Source organism: Enterobacter cloacae complex sp. 418I7, assembly GCF_050030705.1.
GTDB classification, from domain to species: Bacteria; Pseudomonadota; Gammaproteobacteria; order Enterobacterales; family Enterobacteriaceae; genus Enterobacter; species Enterobacter intestinihominis.
The window spans coordinates 3,541,897-3,559,362 of the sequence record NZ_JBLGUU010000001.1; the positions used below are offsets into that span (position 1 = coordinate 3,541,897).

The window sequence follows — 17,466 nt, forward strand, 5'->3', positions numbered from 1 at the left end:
TAACACTTTAAAAGCTTTCAATTTGATTATTATTAGCCCCGAACAGACAAAAACAAACGCCCTACAGGAGAGAAGAATGATAGAAACCATCACCTACGGCGCCGAGTGGTTCATCGGGCTTTTTCAGAAAGGCGGCGAGGTATTCACCGGCATGGTGACCGGGATCCTGCCCCTGCTGATCAGCCTGCTGGTGATCATGAACGCGCTGATTAACTTTATCGGCCAGCAGCGTATTGAACGCTTCGCCCAGCGCTGCGCCGGAAACCCGCTGTCCCGCTACCTGATCCTGCCCTTCATCGGCACCTTTGTGTTCTGCAACCCGATGACCTTAAGCCTCGGCCGCTTTATGCCAGAGAAGTACAAGCCGAGCTATTACGCCGCCGCCTCCTACAGCTGCCATTCCATGAACGGCCTGTTCCCGCACATCAACCCCGGCGAGCTGTTCGTTTATCTCGGGATCGCCAGCGGCCTTACCACGCTTGGCCTGCCGCTCGGCCCGCTGGCGGTGAGCTACCTGCTGGTCGGTCTGGTCACCAACTTCTTCCGCGGCTGGGTGACGGATCTCACCACCGCCATTTTTGAGAAAAAAATGGGCATCCAGCTTGAACAGAAAGTCCATCTTTCAGGAGCTACAGCATGAACCGGATCCGCATTGAGAAAGGCACGGGCGGCTGGGGCGGCCCGCTGGAGTTCGACGCCACCGAAGGCAAAAAGATTGTGTACATCACCGCGGGCACGCGCCCGGCGATCGTCGACAGGCTGCACGAGCTGACGGGCTGGGAAGCGGTCGACGGCTTCAAGGAAGGGGAACCGCCGGAAGCGGAAATCGGCGTGGCGGTGATCGACTGCGGCGGCACGCTGCGCTGCGGCATCTATCCGAAGCGCCGCATTCCGACGGTAAATATTCACTCCACCGGGAAATCCGGCCCGCTGGCGCAGTACATCCTTGAGGATATTTATGTCTCTGGGGTGAAGGAGGACAACATCACGCTGGTGAATGGCACATCCGCGCCGCAAAAAGCGGCCCCGCGCGAGTACGACACCAGCAAAAAAATCACCGAGCAGAGCGATGGCCTGCTGGCGAAGGTCGGGATGGGGATGGGGTCCGCCGTGGCGGTGCTGTTCCAGTCCGGGCGCGACACCATCGACACGGTGCTGAAAACCATTCTGCCGTTTATGGCGTTCGTCTCGGCGCTGATCGGTATCATCATGGCCTCCGGCCTCGGCGACTGGATTGCCCAGGGCCTCGCCCCGCTCGCCAGCCACCCGCTCGGCCTGGTGACGCTGGCGCTGATCTGCTCCTTCCCGCTGCTGTCGCCGTTTCTCGGCCCGGGCGCGGTGATTGCCCAGGTCATCGGCGTGCTGATTGGCGTACAGATTGGTCTGGGCAACATTCCCCCGCACCTCGCTCTGCCAGCCCTTTTCGCCATTAACGCTCAGGCGGCGTGCGACTTCATCCCCGTCGGGCTGTCGCTGGCGGAAGCACGTCAGGACACCGTGCGCGTGGGCGTCCCCTCCGTGCTGGTGAGCCGCTTCCTGACGGGCGCGCCCACGGTGCTGATTGCCTGGTTTGTCTCCGGCTTTATTTATCAATAAGAGGTTCCTGCCATGACCGTGATTTACCAGACCACCATTACCCGCATCGGCCAGAGCGCGGCCGATGCGCTGAGCGACCAGATGCTGATCACCTTCCGCGAAGGGGCGCCTGCGGATATCGAAGAGTTTTGCTTTATCCACTGCCACGGCGAGCTAAACGGCGAGCTGAAGGCCGGGAGCCAGCTTGAGCTGGGCGAGGCGCGCTATGCCGTGACCGCCGTCGGCGACGTCGCTGAACAAAACCTGCGCGAGCTGGGGCATATCACCCTGCGTTTTGACGGGCAGCCGCAGGCGGAGTATCCCGGCACGGTTCACGTTGAGGGGCCGGTTCCGCAGGCTGTCACACCAGGCTGTACGTTAAAATTTGTTGCGTAATTAAGGAGAAACACATGAGTCAGGTTGCCGTTGTCATTGGTGGGGGACAAACCTTAGGCGAGTTCCTCTGCCGTGGGCTTGCCGCAGAGGGTTATCGCGTGGCGGTAGTGGACATTCAGAGTGAAAAAGCCGCCCGCGTGGCGGACGCCATCAACACCGAGTTTGGCGAAGGGATGGCGTACGGATTTGGTGCCGACGCCACCAGCGAGCAGAGCGTGATGGCGCTGGCCCGCGAAGTAGATGAGATATTTGGGCGTATCGACCTGCTGGTCTACAGCGCGGGGATCGCGAAAGCGGCCTTTATCAGCGATTTCGAACTGGGGGATTTTGACCGCTCGTTGCAGGTGAATCTGGTGGGCTATTTCCTCTGCGCCCGTGAGTTTTCCCGGCTGATGATCCGCGATGGTATTCAGGGGCGCATCATTCAGATCAACTCGAAATCCGGGAAAGTGGGCAGCAAGCACAACTCCGGCTACAGCGCGGCGAAGTTTGGCGGCGTGGGGCTGACGCAGTCTCTGGCGCTGGATCTGGCCGAATACGGCATCACCGTTCACTCGCTGATGCTGGGTAACCTGTTGAAATCGCCGATGTTCCAGTCCCTGCTGCCGCAGTACGCCTCCAAGCTCGGCATCAAAGCTGAAGAAGTGGAGCAGTACTACATCGACAAAGTGCCGCTCAAGCGCGGGTGTGATTATCAGGACGTGCTGAACATGCTGCTGTTTTACGCCAGCCCGAAAGCCTCGTACTGCACCGGGCAGTCGATTAACGTCACCGGTGGGCAGGTGATGTTCTGAGTTTAATCCCCGGTGGCGCTGCACTTACCGGGGCTACAACCCCCGTAGGCCGGGTAAGGCGCAGCCGCCACCCGGCAATTAAGGAGCCGATATGGTAACCGCATTAATCACCTTCGCCGCCCTCGCCTGGATCTGCCAGATGGCGTTTGGCGGCTGGCAGATCCATCAGTTTAACCGCGCCTTTGACGCCCTGTGCCAGAAAGGCCGTGTGGGCGTCGGGCGTTCCGGCGGACGCTTCAAACCGCGGGTTGTCGTCGCTGTTGCGCTGGATGAAAACAATAAGGTCTGCGATTCCCTCATCATGCGCGGCATGACCGTCTTTGCCCGCCCGGTGAAAATCCAGGCGATCAACGGCATTTTGCTGCATGAATTACAACCTGATGTGATCTTCCCCCATGATTCACTCTGTCAGAATGCACTATCATTAGCGCTTAATCTGAAACATGGATAATTTCGTTGTGAAAGTTATAAACTTGCGGAATTATCATTTCGCAACGTAAGGAACGAAGCGCCTATGAAACCACGTCAGCGGCAGGCGGCCATACTTGAGCATCTGCAAAAGCAGGGAAAGTGCTCGGTAGAGGATCTGGCCCACTACTTTGACACCACCGGCACGACAATACGCAAGGACCTGGTGTTGCTCGAAAACTCCGGCGCCGTCATTCGTACCTACGGCGGCGTGGTGCTCAATAAAGACGAAGCCGACCCGCCTATCGATCACAAGACGCTGATTAATACGCACCAGAAAGCGTTGATTGCCGAAGCCGCGGTCAAATTTATCCAGGACGGCGATTCCATCATCCTCGACGCTGGCAGTACCGTCCTGCAGATGATCCCGCTGCTCAGCCGCTTTAATAACATCACCGTGATGACCAACAGCCTGCACATCGTCAATGCCCTGTCAGAGTTCGACAGCGAGCAGACCATCCTGATGCCCGGTGGCACCTTCCGTAAAAAATCCGCGTCGTTTCACGGGCAGCTGGCGGAGAATGCCTTCGACCACTTCAGCTTCGATAAGCTGTTTATGGGCACGGACGGCATCGACCTCAACGCGGGCGTGACCACCTTCAACGAGGTGTTCAGCGTCAGCAAAGCGATGTGCAACGCCGCGCGGGAAGTGATTTTGATGGCGGACTCGTCGAAGTTTGGCCGTAAAAGCCCCAACATTGTCTGTAGCCTTGAAAGCGTCGATAAGCTGATTACCGACGCAGGTATCGATCCGGCATTTAAAAAAGCGCTGGAAGCGAAGGGCATCGACGTGATCGTAACCGGAGAGAAAAATGAGTGATTTTCTGTTAAACGCAGGCCGCCAGACTCTGCTGCTGGAGCTACAGGAAGCCAGCCGCCTGCCGGAGCGTCTGGGTGAGGATTTTGTTCGTGCAGCCAACACCATTATCCACTGCGAGGGCAAAGTGATCGTGGCGGGTATCGGTAAATCCGGTCATATCGGCAAGAAGATTGCCGCGACGCTTGCCAGCACCGGCACACCGGCGTTCTTCGTGCATCCTGCCGAAGCGCTGCACGGCGATCTGGGGATGATCGAAAGCCGCGACGTGATGCTGTTTATCTCCTACTCCGGTTCAGCCAAAGAGCTGGATCTCATCATCCCTCGCCTGCAAGAAAAATCGGTGGCCCTGTTAGCGATGACCGGCAAATCCCGTTCGCCGCTGGCGCTGGCCGCGAAAGCAACGCTGGATATTTCCGTTGAGCGCGAAGCCTGCCCGATGCACCTGGCACCGACCTCCAGCACCGTCAACACGCTGATGATGGGCGACGCGCTGGCGATGGCGGTGATGCAGGCGCGCGGTTTTAATGAGGAAGATTTCGCCCGTTCCCATCCTGCTGGCGCGCTTGGGGCACGTCTGCTCAACAAGGTTCACCACCTGATGCGCACGGACGATGCCATTCCTCAGGTCAAACTCGACACCAGCGTGATGGACGCCATGCTGGAGCTGAGCCGCACCGGGCTGGGGCTGGTTGCGGTATGCGACAATGACCGCCAGGTGAAGGGCGTCTTCACCGACGGCGACCTGCGCCGCTGGCTGGTGGGCGGCGGCAAGCTGGAGGCGCGGGTATCCGAAGCAATGACCCGGGGCGGGCTGACGCTGAATGCCGACAGCCGCGCCATTGAAGCCAAAGAGGTACTGATGAAGCGCAAAATCACCGCTGCGCCGGTGGTGGACGAGCACGGCAGGCTGTGCGGCGCGATCAACCTGCAAGACTTCTACCAGGCGGGGATTATTTAACCCTTAAGCCCCAGACGTTTCGCCAGCCTGTGAAGGTTGGCGACGTCCATCTCCAGCGCCCGCGCGCATGCCGCCCAGCTGCGGTTATTCTGCTCCAGGGCGCGGGTGATCATCTGACGCTGGAACGCATCCGTCGCCTCGCGCAGGTTTTCGTTCACGCTCTCAGGTATCACTGGCTTCACGGACGGCGTCGTTTCCTCATGCAGCGCGAAATGGCGCGCATGGATAACCACTTCATCCCCCGAACGCGTAGCCCGCGCCAGCACCACCGCGCGGTGAATCGCATGTTCCAGTTCACGCACGTTACCCGGCCAGCCGTAGCTCAGCAGGTGCGTCCTCGCGCCGGGGCTTAGCACCACGCGGGAAAGCCCCATTTTGTGCCGACACTGTTCGCAGAAAAAGCCCGCCAGCAGCACCACATCATCGCCCCGCTCGCGCAGCGGCGGCACCGTGAGCGGGAACACGCTCAGACGGTGGAACAGATCGGCGCGGAAATTGCCCGCCAGCACCTCTTCGCGCAGATCGCGGTTCGTCGCCGCCAGCACGCGCACATCCACGCGTAAGCTGCGATCGTCACCCACGCGTTGAATATCGCCATACTGCAACACCCGCAGCAGTTTGGCCTGGAGCGAAAGGGAGAGTTCGCCAATTTCATCGAGGAACAGCGTGCCGTTATCAGCCATTTCGAACTTGCCGCTGCGGTTGCTGATCGCCCCGGTAAAGGCTCCTTTGACGTGTCCGAACAGCTCGCTTTCCGCCACGCTTTCCGGCAGCGCCGCGCAGTTGAGATACACCAGCGGGTTCACCGCACGGGGCGAGGCTTCGTGGATCGCTTTCGCCACCAGCTCTTTACCGGTGCCGGTCTCCCCGAAGATCAGCACGTTCAAATCAGACGCGGCGACAATCTCAATCTCTTTTTTAAGCTGCGCCATGCCCGGCGAAAGGCCAATCATTTCGGTGTGCGCCACCTGCTCAAACGCCGTCGGGCTACCCGGAAGAATATTCTGGCTCTCCAGCTGTTCTATCAGCAGGGCGTTGTTCAGCGCCCCGGCCGCCAGCGCGGCAATCAGCCGTAGCTCTTCGTCGCTGAAGGTATCGAACTGATCCGGCGACATGCCGTCGAGGGTTAACGCGCCAATCAGGTTCTGCCCGGCAAACAGCGGCAGGCCGATACAGGCGTGAACCTTCAGGCTCTCCTGGCCGGGGATCAGGCCGTCGTACGGATCGGGCAGATCGCTGTCTGCCGGGAAACGCACCACATCACCCGCACGGGCGATGGTTTCCAGACGCGGGTGACCCTCCAGGGTAAAGCGCCGCCCGAGTACGTCCTTCGCCAGACCGTCGATAGCCAGCGGAATAAACTGCCGCCCTTCGTAACGCAGCAGCGCCGAGGCATCGCAATCCAGCACGTGGCGCAACGTGGAGATCAGCCGCTGAAAGCGGTCCTGATGACCAATACCGGTTTGCAGTTCTATGGCGATCTTCGCCAGCACATCTACGGAAAAGCTCATCGCTGCCTCACTGTCATTTTGACAACACATAGTGTCATATTGACAATTTTTAAGATAGTCAAAATGACTACCCATTAGGGAGAATAAAAATATAAATACATTATTTTCAATGAGTTAAAAAACTGGCACGCAACTTGATATATGACAGTCATCTTATTTGAAAACGCCGTATTAAGTTGAGGTTGCTATGTCTATTCTGGTTAAAAATAACATTCATTGGGTGGGTCAACGTGACTGGGAAGTACGTGATTTTCACGGGACGGAATACAAAACGCTGCGCGGCAGCAGCTACAACAGCTATCTCATTCGTGAAGGTAAAAACGTCCTGATCGATACCGTCGATCACAAATTCAGCCGCGAGTTCGTGCAGAACCTGCGCAGCGAAATCGATTTGAATGACATCGACTACATCATCATCAACCACGCGGAAGAGGATCACGCCGGGGCGCTGACCGAGCTGATGTCCCACATTCCGGATACCCCGATCTACTGCACCACCAACGCCATTGACTCCATCAACGGCCACCACCACCATCCAGAGTGGAACTTCCACACCGTAAAAACCGGCGACACGCTGGATATCGGCAACGGCAAACAGCTGATCTTCGTGGAAACCCCAATGCTGCACTGGCCGGACAGCATGATGACCTACATGACCGGTGACGCGGTGCTGTTCAGCAACGACGCCTTCGGCCAGCACTACTGCGACGAACGTCTGTTCAACGACGAAGTGGATCAGACCGAGCTGTTCGAACAGTGCCAGCGCTACTACGCCAACATCCTGACGCCGTTCAGCCGTCTGGTCACGCCAAAAATCACCGAGATCCTCGGCTTCAACCTGCCAGTGGATATGATTGCTACCTCCCACGGCGTGGTATGGCGTGAAAATCCTACCCAGATCGTCGAGCTGTACCTGAAGTGGGCGGCGGACTATCAGGAAGACCGCATCACCATCTTCTACGACACCATGTCCAACAACACCCGCATGATGGCGGACGCCATTGCCCAGGGCATCAACGAAGTGGACCCGAACGTGGCAGTGAAAATCTTCAACGTGGCGCGCAGCGATAAGAATGAGGTATTGACCAACGTCTTCCGCTCCAAAGGCGTGCTGGTGGGTACCTCCACCATGAATAACGTGATGATGCCGAAAATTGCCGGACTGGTGGAAGAGATGACCGGCCTGCGCTTCCGTAACAAACGCGCCAGCGCCTTTGGTTCACACGGCTGGAGCGGCGGCGCGGTAGACCGTCTCTCCACCCGTTTACAGGATGCCGGTTTTGAGATGTCCCTGAGCCTGAAGGCGAAATGGCGTCCGGATCTCGACGCGCTGGAAATCTGTCGCCAGCACGGTCGCGACATTGCCCGCCAGTGGGCGCTTGCGCCGCTGCCGGAAACCGCACCCGCCGCGGCTGCTGCGCCGGAAGCCGTAGCAGAAGCCGCTCCTGCCGCTGCCGACCTCGGCCCCTGCATGCAGTGCAGCGTCTGCCAGTGGATTTACGATCCTGAGCTGGGCGAGCCGTTGCAGGATGTCGCGCCGGGTACACCGTGGAGCGAGGTGCCGGACAACTTCCTCTGCCCGGAATGTTCCCTCGGAAAAGACGTCTTTGATGAACTGGCAACGGAGGCAAAATGAGCCACGGCATCGTCATTATCGGCTCGGGCTTTGCCGCCCGCCAGCTGGTGAAAAATATCCGCAAACAGGATGCTAACGTGCCGTTGACAGTGATCGCCGCCGACAGCATGGATGAGTACAACAAGCCTGATTTAAGCCACGTCATTAGCCAAAATCAGCGCGCCGACGATCTCACCCGCCAGACGGCGGGGGAGTTTGCAGAACAATTTAATCTGCGTCTGTTTCCGTACACCTGGGTCACCGATATCGACGCCGACGCCCACGTGGTGAACGCGAAAGATAAAACCTGGCAGTACGACAAGCTGGTGCTGGCGACGGGGGCATCTGCGTTTGTGCCGCCGGTTGAGGGCCGCGAGTTGATGGTCACGCTCAACAGTCAGCAGGAGTATCAGGCCAGCGAGACCCTGTTACGCGACGCCATGCGGGTGATGATTGTCGGCGGCGGGCTGATTGGCACCGAGCTGGCGATGGACTTCTGCCGGGCGGGAAAATCCGTCACCCTGGTTGACCACGCGGCCAGCATTCTGTCAGCGCTGATGCCGGCAGAAGTAAGCAGTCGCTTACAGCATCGTCTGACCGACATGGGCGTGCATCTGCTGCTGAAATCGCAGTTGCAGAGCCTGAGTAAAACCGAAACCGGCATTTGTGCGACGCTCGACCGCACCCGCAGGGTGGAAGTGGATGTGGTTATTGCGGCGACGGGGCTGCGCCCGGAAACCGCGCTGGCGCACCGCGCAGGCGCAGAGATCAATCGCGGCGTGAAGGTAGACAGCTACCTGCAAACCACCCAGCCGGACATTTATGCCCTGGGCGACTGCGCGGAAATTAACGGCCAGGTGCTGCCGTTCCTGCAACCGATTCAGTTAAGCGCCATGTTCCTGGCGAAAAACCTGCTCGGCGGCAACGCCCCGGTGAAATTACCCGCCATGCTGGTGAAGGTAAAAACGCCGGAACTACCGCTGCATCTCGCAGGTGAAACGCAGCGTCAGGATCTGAACTGGGAGATTGCCCTTTCGGCTCAGGGCATGGTAGCTCGCGGCACCGATACTGTCGGTCAGATGCGCGCCTTTGTGGTCAGCGAAGACAGAATGAAGGAGGCCTTCGCGCTGCTGAAATCGTTACCTGCTTAACCCTCGTCATGCCGGGTGGCGCTCCGCTTACCCGGCCTACTCAACACCATAACGGCAAACCTTGTAGGCCCGCGCAAGCGTAGCGCCGCCGGGCAAAAACAGGGCTGCGTGGTTCAGGACCGCACCACCAGCGCGTCATAACCGCGCCAGCGGTAGTTCGCCATTGAGATCAGCCAGCAGGCGACAAACAGCCCGACCACCACAAACCCGGCGTCGCCCAGGTTATCGTTCACCGCGCCAATCAGATCCCACACGCCGCCGCTGAGGGCGAACTTGTCCATCAGCAGACCCAGCGCTTCCAGCCCGCCGATAAACAGCGCCACCACCACCGAAGTGCCGGTGATGGTCATGTTGTAGTACAGCTTGCGCTGCGGCTTGTTAAACGCCCAGCCGTAGGCACCCACCATCAGCAGGTTATCGAGCGTATCCACCAGCGCCATGCCGCTGGCGAAGAGCGCCGGGAAGATCATGATCGACCACACCGACATCCCGCTGGAGGCGCTGGCGGCGGAGATCCCCAGTACGCCGATTTCGGTGGCCGTGTCAAAGCCCAGGCCGAACAGGAAACCGACCAGGTACATCTGCCAGCTTTTATTGACGAGGCGGAAGGTTTTGCCAAACAGCCAGTTCATGACGCCACCCTGTGCAGGCAGCGTGATGTCCCCCTGCACCGGCCTGCCGTGTTTCAGTGCCTGAAAACTGCGCCAGACGCCGCGCAGGATCACCATATTCACCAGCGCCATCGCCAGCAGGAAGGCGGCGGAGACGGCGGTGCCAATCAGGCTGCCGGTTTCGTGGAACCATTCCATATTTTTCTGAAACGCCGTGGCGGTGGCGGCGATGGCAATGGAGGCCAGCACTACGATGGTGGAGTGTCCGAGGGAAAACCATGCGCCCACGCCGGACGGGCGCTTGCCCTGCTGCATCATCTTACGCGTCACGGTATCAATCGCGGCGATATGGTCGGCATCCACCGCATGACGCAGTCCGTAACACCAGGCCAGCAGGCTGGCCGCCATCAGCGCCGTACTGCCGCTAAAGGTGTGCCACGCCAGCCCCCAGGCCAGCAGGTTAGCCATCACCAGAGCCAGCAGCAGGCACGCTGCACGAGGTTCATTGCGTAAAAGTCGTAACATTTTAAATCCTTTGTGAACATGATCGGGCGGCAGCAACCACCGCCTGCCCGAAGGAGATCGCTCCGTCGCCTGCGGGCAGGCGCGAAGGAAAAAGAAGCGTGAAATCAGAAAGGTAATGACGAAAGCGCGCGCGTAGCAGGCGGTTGTGAAGGACACCTCCGCTGAAGCACACCGTAGAGAGCGACCGTCGGCGGGCATGCGTTGCCGCCAGTTCGCTCAGCCCTTTTGCCAGCGCATCGTGAAAGGCCCAGGCGCGCTCGCCGGGCTCCGCCCGCCAGGCCAGCCACTGCTGCCAGAACAGCGCAAGGTTATCCGTCTTGAGCGTCACCGGATGATCAACCCCTGCACAGCGTTCGGCCAGCGCCTCCAGCCGGCACGCGGCTTCGCCCTCATAGCGTTGCGTTTCAATGCCCAGCGCACAGGCCACGGCGTCAAACAGACGACCACAGGAGGAGGCCCGCGGCGCATTGATACCGCGCGACACTGCCGTTGCCAGCAGCGGCCAGTTTTGACACTGTACCGCCTCTGTTTCCGGGTACTGCTGCCAGTCAGGTACGAACGCCAGACAGTGGGCGAGCAAATTGCGCCACGGCTGTTTTGCCGCCAGATCGCCCCCCGGCAGCGCAACGGCTGGCAGACCGCCCAGCCGTTCGCAGTCGCGATAGTTCACCCGCAGGCACTCGCCGCCCCACATCGCGCCGTTCTCACCCATACCGATCCCATCCAGCGTCAGGGCAATAACATCCCCGCCGTCGAGCGGCCAGCCATTCTCCGCCAGACACGCCGCCGCATGCGCATGATGATGCAGCACGGTCTCAACGGGCAGCGCCTGCGCCCGGGCCCACTGTCGGGCGTGATATCCCGGATGGGCATCGCACACCACGCGCTCAGGCTGAAAGGCGTAGATGTCCTGCATCGTCGAGAGCGCACTGCGCCACTGCGCCTCTACGCCCTCGTCGCTCAGATCGCCAAAATGCTGGCTCAGCACCGCCTGGTTGCCACGTACCAGGCAGAAGGTATTTTTCATCTCCGCGCCGGTGCATAACATGGGCGGGATGTCGCGGAATCCGGCGGGCAATGTGATGGCATCCGGCACAAAACCGCGTGCGCGACGCAGCATCGTGCCCTCCCGATCCATTACTGAATCATCCATCCGTTGAAGAATATCGCGGTTGTGCAGCAGGAAGCCGTCAGCGATGTCACTGAGTTCTTCCAGCGCCTGCTGGTTGCTTATGGCGGGTGGATGGCCGCTGAGGTTGCCGGAGGTCATCACCAGCGGGCGCTGGCAGTCCAACATCAGCAAATGCTGGAGCGGGTTCGCAGGCAACATCACGCCAATTGTATTCAGCCCCGGCGCAATCTCCTCAGGAAACGCAGGAAGGCAGGCTTTTGGCGTCAGCACAATCGGCGCAGCGGGTGAACGTAACAGCGTCTGGATGGCCTCCGGCAGATCGTTCGCATGCGGGATCATCACCGCCAGCGGCTTGGTCGGGCGCTGCTTGCGTGCCCGCAATTTCCGAATCGCCTGTGGGTTAAGCGCGTCGCAGACCAGGTGAAATCCGCCCAGCCCTTTGACCGCCACAATCCCGCCGTTTTTCAATCTCTCCACCGCCGCGCTTAACGCCGATTCGCGGGTGGTGGTGGCAGCATCCCCGGCTTGCCACTCCAGCTGCGGCCCGCAGTCCGGGCAGGCCACCGGCTGAGCGTGAAAACGCCGGTCAGCCGGGTTGCGGTACTCCGTTTCACAGGGCACACAGAGCGGGAATGGCGCCATTGACGTGGCCGGGCGGTCATAGGGCATGGCGCGGATAATGGTAAACCGCGGCCCGCAGTGGGTGCAGTTGATAAACGGGTAGCGATAACGGCGCTCGCGCGGATCGCGCATCTCCGCCAGGCACGCGGGACAGGTGGCGGCATCCGGGACGATTTGCGTGTCCATCGCCCCGCTCTCGCTGTGGCGGATGACAAACTCGTCCGGCAGCGTATTCCAGCTGTACGGCTGCGTTTCAACGCGATCGATGCGCGCCAGCGGTGGGCAGTCCTGGCGCAGTCTCGCGGTAAAGTCACCCCCACTACCCGCGAGACGCACCAGGACACCCTCTCCGTCGTTGCACACGTCGCCCGCCAGCCCCAGCTGGTGTGCAAGCTGCCAGACGAAGGGACGAAATCCTACCCCCTGCACCTTGCCGCGCACCCGAAGCTGTACGCCGTTAACGCGCATTGCAGCTTAAAACAGCAGCGATGACGAGGTGTCGAACGCCGCACGGCGGCGTTTTTCGGCACTCATCTGTTCGAGCTTATCGCGATCGACGCAGACCAGCGCATGCGTCGGACAGGCTTCCATACACGCCGGACCGGCGTCGCGGTGGTAGCAGAGGTCACATTTATTGGCTTCGGCTTTCTCCGCGCGCACACTGAGCCCGATACCGCTGTTGCGCACCACCGGGCGAACGACCACCTCCATCGCGCCATACGGACACGCCACCACACAGGTTTTGCACCCGATGCAGCGCTCCTGCATCACATGCACGAAGCCTTTCTCGCGCTTAATCGCCCCGTTCGGACAGACGTTGGCGCACGGCGCGTCTTCGCACTGGCGACAGATAGCGGCGGTGGAAATATTCACGCCTTTAATGACGTGGATGCGCGGCAGGAAGGTGTCGGGGGTCAGGGAGGCGCAATCCTGCTCCGCCTGATGGGAAACCACGCACGCCACTTCACAGGTACGGCAACCAATGCATTTGCTGGCATCGGCCATAATAAAACGGTTCATCTGCTTCTCCGGCATAACTGTTATGCGCGAAGCTATTCATAAACCGTGCCAATATTTAATGCATTGATTTTGAAGATAAATAAAAAAGAAGAGGATCTGTCATCGTCATTTGTGACGATGACAGATGTCGACGTCAGCGATGCGGGCCGTCAATGACGGAGTCGCGCAGGATAAGCTCGCCGGAAAAAGTTTGCTGAGGCTTAAACTCACCGCCGTCGAGCATGAAGATCAGGCGGCTGATAGTCTCCTGGATCATCTCCGTTACCGGAATACGCACGCTGGAGAGGGACGGCACGATATAGGGCGCGATTGCCACGTCGTCAAAGCCGATGACGGACACCGCGCCCGGCGTGGCGACGCCGCTCTCGTGCAACTGCCTGATGGCGCCAATAGCCATATCGTCGTTACTCGCCACCAGGGCGGTAAACGTTTCGGCGCGGGTGAGCAGCTGAGAGACCGCCGCCGCGCCGCTGGCCGGGCTCCACTTCCCTTCGGCGATCAGCGCGTCACGCAGGGCAATGCCGTGCTGCGCCAGCGCGTCCTTGTAGCCGGAAAGACGCTCCACGCCGGTGGGGGAATCCAGCGAACCGGTGATAAACGCAATCTCCCGGTGGCCTTTCTCAATCAGCTGCGATACTGCGTCCTGACACGACGCTTTATGATCGGACCAGACGCTGTGGCTGCTGTTTTTCCGCAAACGGCGGTTGAGCACCATAATCGGCTGCTCGCATTTCTCAATAATTTGGTCCAGCGCTTCCACGCTCAGAAAACGCGGGTAGATGATCACCGCGTCGCAGCGCATGTCGAGCAGGTACTGGATCGCCTCGCGCTCCTCTTCGGCGCTGTGCTTGCCGTCCGCCAGGATCAGCTGACGCCCCTTCTCTTCCGTCATCCGCGCGGCGTTAAACAGCAGCTCGCTAAAGTAGACCCCATGGTACAGGGTGTTTGTCACCACCAGCCCCAGGGTCTGGGTGCGTTTGGTCGCCAGGTTTCGCGCCAGCAGATTGGGGCGATACCCGCTCTCTTCGATGGCCTGAAACACGCGGTCTTTCGTCTCCTGGCTGACGTAACCGTTCCCCGACAGCACCCGGGAGACCGTCGCTTTCGACACGCCTGCCCGCTTCGCCACTTCCAGCATCGTGGTCATAGTGTTATTCCATTCAACTCTGATGAGCCGCAGTGTACTTCACCGCAGAAAAATTGTCGCAGCGGCGTTATCACGCTTTTTACGGCCACGAGTGATCGTCATCACGAAACGAAAAAATGCATAAAAAGTGGTCTTGTTTCATTAAAAGAAACTCATGATGATTATGTGAAACCGGTTTCCTACACTTCTCACAACGATAACAGGATCTCATCCGATGGCAAAAAATTACGCTGCGCTGGCAAATGACGTGGTTAGCGCGCTGGGCGGTAAAGAGAACATCGTCGCCGTCACCCACTGCATGACGCGCCTGCGCTTCGTTCTGAAAGACGAAAGCCTTACCGACGCCGCGCGTCTGAAAAGCATCAGCGGCGTGCTCGGCGTGGTGCGCAACGACAACCAGTGCCAGGTGATCATCGGCAACACCGTGTCCCAGGCATACCGTGAAGTGGTGAGCCTGCTGCCCGCCAACCTGCAACCTGCCGTAGCGGAAGGTCCACAGAAGCTTACGCTGCGCCGGATTGGCGCCGGGATCCTCGACGCGCTGATCGGCACCATGTCTCCGCTGATCCCGGCGATCATCGGCGGGTCGATGGTCAAGCTGCTGGCGATGATCCTTGAGATGACCGGCGTGCTGGGCAAAGGTGACCCGACGCTGACGATCCTGACCGTTATCGGCGACGGCGCGTTCTTCTTCCTGCCGCTGATGGTGGCGGCTTCCGCAGCGGTGAAGTTCAAAACCAACATGTCCCTGGCGATAGCCATTGCGGGCGTACTGGTTCACCCGAGCTTTATCGAGCTGATGGCGAAAGCGGCGCAGGGCGAGCATGTAGAATTTGCCTTAATTCCGGTGACGGCGGTGAAATACACCTATACCGTTATCCCGGCCCTGGTGATGACCTGGTGCCTGTCGTATATCGAACGCTGGGTGGATCGCATCATCCCGGCGGTGACCAAAAACTTCCTCAAGCCGATGCTGATCGTGCTGATTGCCGCCCCGCTCGCCATCGTGCTGATTGGCCCGCTCGGGATCTGGATCGGTAGCGCCATCTCCGCGCTGGTCTACACCATTCACGGCTATCTGGGCTGGCTCTCCGTTGCCATTATGGGCGCGCTGTGGCCGCTGCTGGTGATGACCGGGATGCACCGCGTGTTTACGCCGACCATCATCCAGACCATTGCCGAAACGGGCAAAGAAGGGATGGTGATGCCGTCGGAAATCGGCGCCAACCTGTCGCTCGGCGGTTCATCGCTGGCAGTGGCGTGGAAAACCAAAAACCCGGAGCTGCGCCAGACGGCGCTGGCGGCTGCGGCCTCCGCCATCATGGCGGGGATCTCTGAACCGGCGCTGTACGGCGTGGCGGTACGCCTGAAGCGTCCGCTGATTGCGAGCCTGATCAGCGGCTTTATCTGCGGCGCGGTAGCGGGCATGGCCGGTCTTGCCAGCCACTCCATGGCGGCGCCGGGGCTGTTCACCAGCGTGCAGTTCTTCGACCCGGCCAACCCGATGACCATCGTCTGGGTGTTTGGCGTGATGGGTCTGGCGGTGGTGCTGTCGTTCGTGCTGACCCTGCTGTTAGGGTTTGAAGATATCCCGGTAGAAGACGAAGCCGAAAAAGCACGCGCCCTGCAAACCGCACCGGTACAGAACAAAGCAGCAGAAGCATAAACTGAAAGCGAGGTAAGAATGTCTGTTTTTCCACAAGGATTTTTATGGGGCGGCGCGCTTGCCGCCAACCAGAGTGAAGGTGCTTACCGTGAAGGCGGCAAAGGACTGACGACGGTCGATATGATCCCCCACGGCGCAAACCGTCTGGCGGTAAAAGTCGGCAAGGAAAAACGGTTTTCGTTGCGTGACGACGAATTTTACCCGAGCCACGAGGCGATTGATTTTTACCATCGTTACAAAGAAGACATTGCCCTGATGGCGGAGATGGGCTTTACGGTGTTCCGCACCTCGATTGCCTGGAGCCGCCTCTACCCGAATGGCGACGAACCGTTGCCAAATCAGGAGGGCATTGCCTTCTACCGCGCGGTGTTCGAGGAGTGCAAAAAGTACAACATCGAGCCGCTGGTGACGCTCTGCCATTTCGACGTGCCGATGCACCTGGTGACGGAGTACGGCTCCTGGCGCAACCGTAAGATGGTGGATTTCTTCGCCCGCTACGCCCGCACCTGCTTCGAGGCGTTTAACGGGCTGGTGAAATACTGGCTGACCTTCAACGAAATCAACATTATGCTGCACAGCCCGTTCTCCGGCGCGGGGCTGGTGTTTGAGGAAGGGGAAAACGAAGACCAGGTGAAATACCAGGCCGCGCACCACGAGCTGGTGGCGAGCGCGCTGGCGACCAAAATCGCCCACGAGGTGAACCCGGAAAACCAGGTCGGCTGCATGCTGGCGGGCGGTAACTTCTACCCCTACTCCTGCAAGCCGGAAGACGTGTGGATGGCACTGGAGAAAGATCGCGAGAACCTGTTCTTTATCGACGTGCAGGCGCGCGGCAGCTATCCGGCCTACTCCGCCCGCGTGTTCCGCGAGAAAGGGGTGGTGATTGTGAAAGACCCCGGCGACGACGACCTGCTGAAAAACACCGTCGACTTTGTCTCGTTCAGTTATTACGCCTCGCGCTGCGCGTCGGCGGATATGAACGCGGGCAACACCAGCGCGGCGAACATCGTGAAGTCCCTGCGCAACCCGCATATTCAGGTGAGCGAGTGGGGCTGGGGCATCGACCCGCTCGGGCTGCGCATCACCATGAACATGATGTATGACCGCTACCAGAAGCCGCTGTTCCTGGTGGAAAACGGCCTCGGGGCGAAGGACGTCATTGATGAAAACGGCGAGATCAACGACGACTACCGCATCAGCTACCTGCGCGAGCATATCCGTGCGATGGGTGACGCGATTGAGGACGGCGTCCCGCTGATGGGCTACACCACCTGGGGCTGCATTGACCTGGTCTCGGCCTCAACCGGGGAGATGAGTAAGCGCTACGGGTTTGTCTACGTCGACCGCGACGACGCCGGGAACGGCACGCTGGACCGCAAGCGCAAGAAATCGTTCTGGTGGTATAAGAAGGTGATTGCGAGTAACGGGGCGGATCTGGCGTAGCCTGTTTTGCCGG

The 17,466-nt window shown here is 59.7% G+C and carries 16 protein-coding genes; 11 read left to right on the forward strand and 5 right to left on the reverse strand.

Annotation, left to right across the window (positions count from 1 at the left end):
• Positions 1-76 precede the first annotated feature (76 nt).
• From srlA to gutQ, 7 genes are all read left to right on the forward strand, one after another.
• Positions 77-640: a PTS glucitol/sorbitol transporter subunit IIC gene (gene srlA, locus ACQG0S_RS17020; protein ID WP_048966171.1), complete on the forward strand. Its 564-nt coding sequence runs from the start codon at positions 77-79 to the stop codon at positions 638-640.
• Positions 637-1,596: a PTS glucitol/sorbitol transporter subunit IIB gene (gene srlE / locus ACQG0S_RS17025; RefSeq protein ID WP_048966172.1), complete on the forward strand. Its 960-nt coding sequence runs from the start codon at positions 637-639 to the stop codon at positions 1,594-1,596. The genes srlA and srlE overlap by 4 nt, the downstream gene beginning before the upstream one ends.
• A 12-nt stretch (positions 1,597-1,608) precedes the next feature.
• On the forward strand, positions 1,609-1,971 hold the full coding sequence (gene srlB, locus ACQG0S_RS17030) for a PTS glucitol/sorbitol transporter subunit IIA (protein WP_022649147.1): 363 nt from the start codon (positions 1,609-1,611) through the stop codon (positions 1,969-1,971).
• 14 nt (positions 1,972-1,985) lie between these two features.
• Positions 1,986-2,765: a sorbitol-6-phosphate dehydrogenase gene (gene srlD / locus ACQG0S_RS17035; protein WP_154849448.1), complete on the forward strand. Its 780-nt coding sequence runs from the start codon at positions 1,986-1,988 to the stop codon at positions 2,763-2,765.
• Positions 2,766-2,856: 91 nt separating this feature from the next.
• The gene (gene gutM / locus ACQG0S_RS17040; protein ID WP_023298457.1) at positions 2,857-3,216 is read left to right on the forward strand and encodes a transcriptional regulator GutM; all 360 of its coding nucleotides are present in this window, start codon (positions 2,857-2,859) and stop codon (positions 3,214-3,216) included.
• 63 nt (positions 3,217-3,279) lie between these two features.
• On the forward strand, positions 3,280-4,053 hold the full coding sequence (gene srlR / locus ACQG0S_RS17045) for a glucitol operon DNA-binding transcriptional repressor SrlR (RefSeq protein ID WP_015571676.1): 774 nt from the start codon (positions 3,280-3,282) through the stop codon (positions 4,051-4,053).
• The gene (gene gutQ / locus ACQG0S_RS17050; protein ID WP_023298458.1) at positions 4,046-5,011 is read left to right on the forward strand and encodes an arabinose-5-phosphate isomerase GutQ; all 966 of its coding nucleotides are present in this window, start codon (positions 4,046-4,048) and stop codon (positions 5,009-5,011) included. The genes srlR and gutQ overlap by 8 nt, the downstream gene beginning before the upstream one ends.
• Here gutQ and norR read toward each other — a convergent pair.
• Positions 5,008-6,522, reverse strand: a complete 1,515-nt coding sequence (gene norR, locus ACQG0S_RS17055) for a nitric oxide reductase transcriptional regulator NorR (RefSeq protein WP_032625943.1) — start codon at positions 6,520-6,522, stop codon at positions 5,008-5,010. The genes gutQ and norR overlap by 4 nt on opposite strands.
• Positions 6,523-6,709: 187 nt before the next feature.
• On the opposite strand from norR, the gene norV reads away from it, so the two are divergent.
• Positions 6,710-8,158 carry an anaerobic nitric oxide reductase flavorubredoxin gene (gene norV, locus ACQG0S_RS17060; protein WP_022649152.1) on the forward strand — a complete coding sequence of 483 codons (1,449 nt, stop codon included), beginning with the start codon at positions 6,710-6,712 and terminating at the stop codon, positions 8,156-8,158.
• Entirely contained in the window at positions 8,155-9,288 is a 1,134-nt protein-coding gene (gene norW, locus ACQG0S_RS17065) for an NADH:flavorubredoxin reductase NorW (protein WP_154849446.1), read from the forward strand. Before norV ends, norW begins: the two co-directional genes overlap by 4 nt.
• Before the next feature lie 113 nt (positions 9,289-9,401).
• On the opposite strand, the gene ACQG0S_RS17070 is transcribed toward norW, so the two are convergent.
• The 4 genes from ACQG0S_RS17070 to ACQG0S_RS17085 form a co-directional block, all read right to left on the reverse strand.
• On the reverse strand, positions 9,402-10,424 hold the full coding sequence (locus tag ACQG0S_RS17070; protein WP_155024368.1) for a HoxN/HupN/NixA family nickel/cobalt transporter: 1,023 nt from the start codon (positions 10,422-10,424) through the stop codon (positions 9,402-9,404).
• A gap of 1 nt (position 10,425) precedes the next feature.
• Positions 10,426-12,645: a carbamoyltransferase HypF gene (hypF, locus tag ACQG0S_RS17075; protein WP_155024369.1), complete on the reverse strand. Its 2,220-nt coding sequence runs from the start codon at positions 12,643-12,645 to the stop codon at positions 10,426-10,428.
• A 6-nt stretch (positions 12,646-12,651) separates the two neighbouring features.
• Positions 12,652-13,197, reverse strand: a complete 546-nt coding sequence (gene hydN, locus ACQG0S_RS17080) for an electron transport protein HydN (RefSeq protein WP_017382793.1) — start codon at positions 13,195-13,197, stop codon at positions 12,652-12,654.
• 133 nt (positions 13,198-13,330) lie between these two features.
• The gene (locus tag ACQG0S_RS17085) at positions 13,331-14,344 is read right to left on the reverse strand and encodes a LacI family DNA-binding transcriptional regulator (RefSeq protein WP_155024370.1); all 1,014 of its coding nucleotides are present in this window, start codon (positions 14,342-14,344) and stop codon (positions 13,331-13,333) included.
• Between the two features lie 214 nt (positions 14,345-14,558).
• Here ACQG0S_RS17085 and ascF point away from each other — a divergent pair, with 214 nt between their 5' ends.
• Positions 14,559-16,010 carry a PTS cellobiose/arbutin/salicin transporter subunit IIBC gene (gene ascF / locus ACQG0S_RS17090; RefSeq protein ID WP_426750624.1) on the forward strand — a complete coding sequence of 484 codons (1,452 nt, stop codon included), beginning with the start codon at positions 14,559-14,561 and terminating at the stop codon, positions 16,008-16,010.
• A gap of 18 nt (positions 16,011-16,028) precedes the next feature.
• Positions 16,029-17,453 (forward strand): 6-phospho-beta-glucosidase, encoded by a 1,425-nt coding sequence (locus ACQG0S_RS17095; protein ID WP_023298466.1) that lies wholly within the window; start codon positions 16,029-16,031, stop codon positions 17,451-17,453.
• Positions 17,454-17,466 lie beyond the last annotated feature (13 nt).

Excerpts from the sequence above, each read along its gene's own strand:
- srlA (WP_048966171.1), top strand. The coding sequence starts at position 77 with ATGATAGAAACCATCACCTACGGCGCCGAGTGGTTCATCGGGCTTTTT.
- srlE (WP_048966172.1), top strand. The coding sequence starts at position 637 with ATGAACCGGATCCGCATTGAGAAAGGCACGGGCGGCTGGGGCGGCCCG.
- srlB (WP_022649147.1), top strand. The coding sequence starts at position 1,609 with ATGACCGTGATTTACCAGACCACCATTACCCGCATCGGCCAGAGCGCG.
- srlD (WP_154849448.1), top strand. The coding sequence starts at position 1,986 with ATGAGTCAGGTTGCCGTTGTCATTGGTGGGGGACAAACCTTAGGCGAG.
- gutM (WP_023298457.1), top strand. The coding sequence starts at position 2,857 with ATGGTAACCGCATTAATCACCTTCGCCGCCCTCGCCTGGATCTGCCAG.
- srlR (WP_015571676.1), top strand. The coding sequence starts at position 3,280 with ATGAAACCACGTCAGCGGCAGGCGGCCATACTTGAGCATCTGCAAAAG.
- gutQ (WP_023298458.1), top strand. The coding sequence starts at position 4,046 with ATGAGTGATTTTCTGTTAAACGCAGGCCGCCAGACTCTGCTGCTGGAG.
- norR (WP_032625943.1), bottom strand. The coding sequence starts at position 6,522 with ATGAGCTTTTCCGTAGATGTGCTGGCGAAGATCGCCATAGAACTGCAA.
- norV (WP_022649152.1), top strand. The coding sequence starts at position 6,710 with ATGTCTATTCTGGTTAAAAATAACATTCATTGGGTGGGTCAACGTGAC.
- norW (WP_154849446.1), top strand. The coding sequence starts at position 8,155 with ATGAGCCACGGCATCGTCATTATCGGCTCGGGCTTTGCCGCCCGCCAG.
- ACQG0S_RS17070 (WP_155024368.1), bottom strand. The coding sequence starts at position 10,424 with ATGTTACGACTTTTACGCAATGAACCTCGTGCAGCGTGCCTGCTGCTG.
- hypF (WP_155024369.1), bottom strand. The coding sequence starts at position 12,645 with ATGCGCGTTAACGGCGTACAGCTTCGGGTGCGCGGCAAGGTGCAGGGG.
- hydN (WP_017382793.1), bottom strand. The coding sequence starts at position 13,197 with ATGAACCGTTTTATTATGGCCGATGCCAGCAAATGCATTGGTTGCCGT.
- ACQG0S_RS17085 (WP_155024370.1), bottom strand. The coding sequence starts at position 14,344 with ATGACCACGATGCTGGAAGTGGCGAAGCGGGCAGGCGTGTCGAAAGCG.
- ascF (WP_426750624.1), top strand. The coding sequence starts at position 14,559 with ATGGCAAAAAATTACGCTGCGCTGGCAAATGACGTGGTTAGCGCGCTG.
- ACQG0S_RS17095 (WP_023298466.1), top strand. The coding sequence starts at position 16,029 with ATGTCTGTTTTTCCACAAGGATTTTTATGGGGCGGCGCGCTTGCCGCC.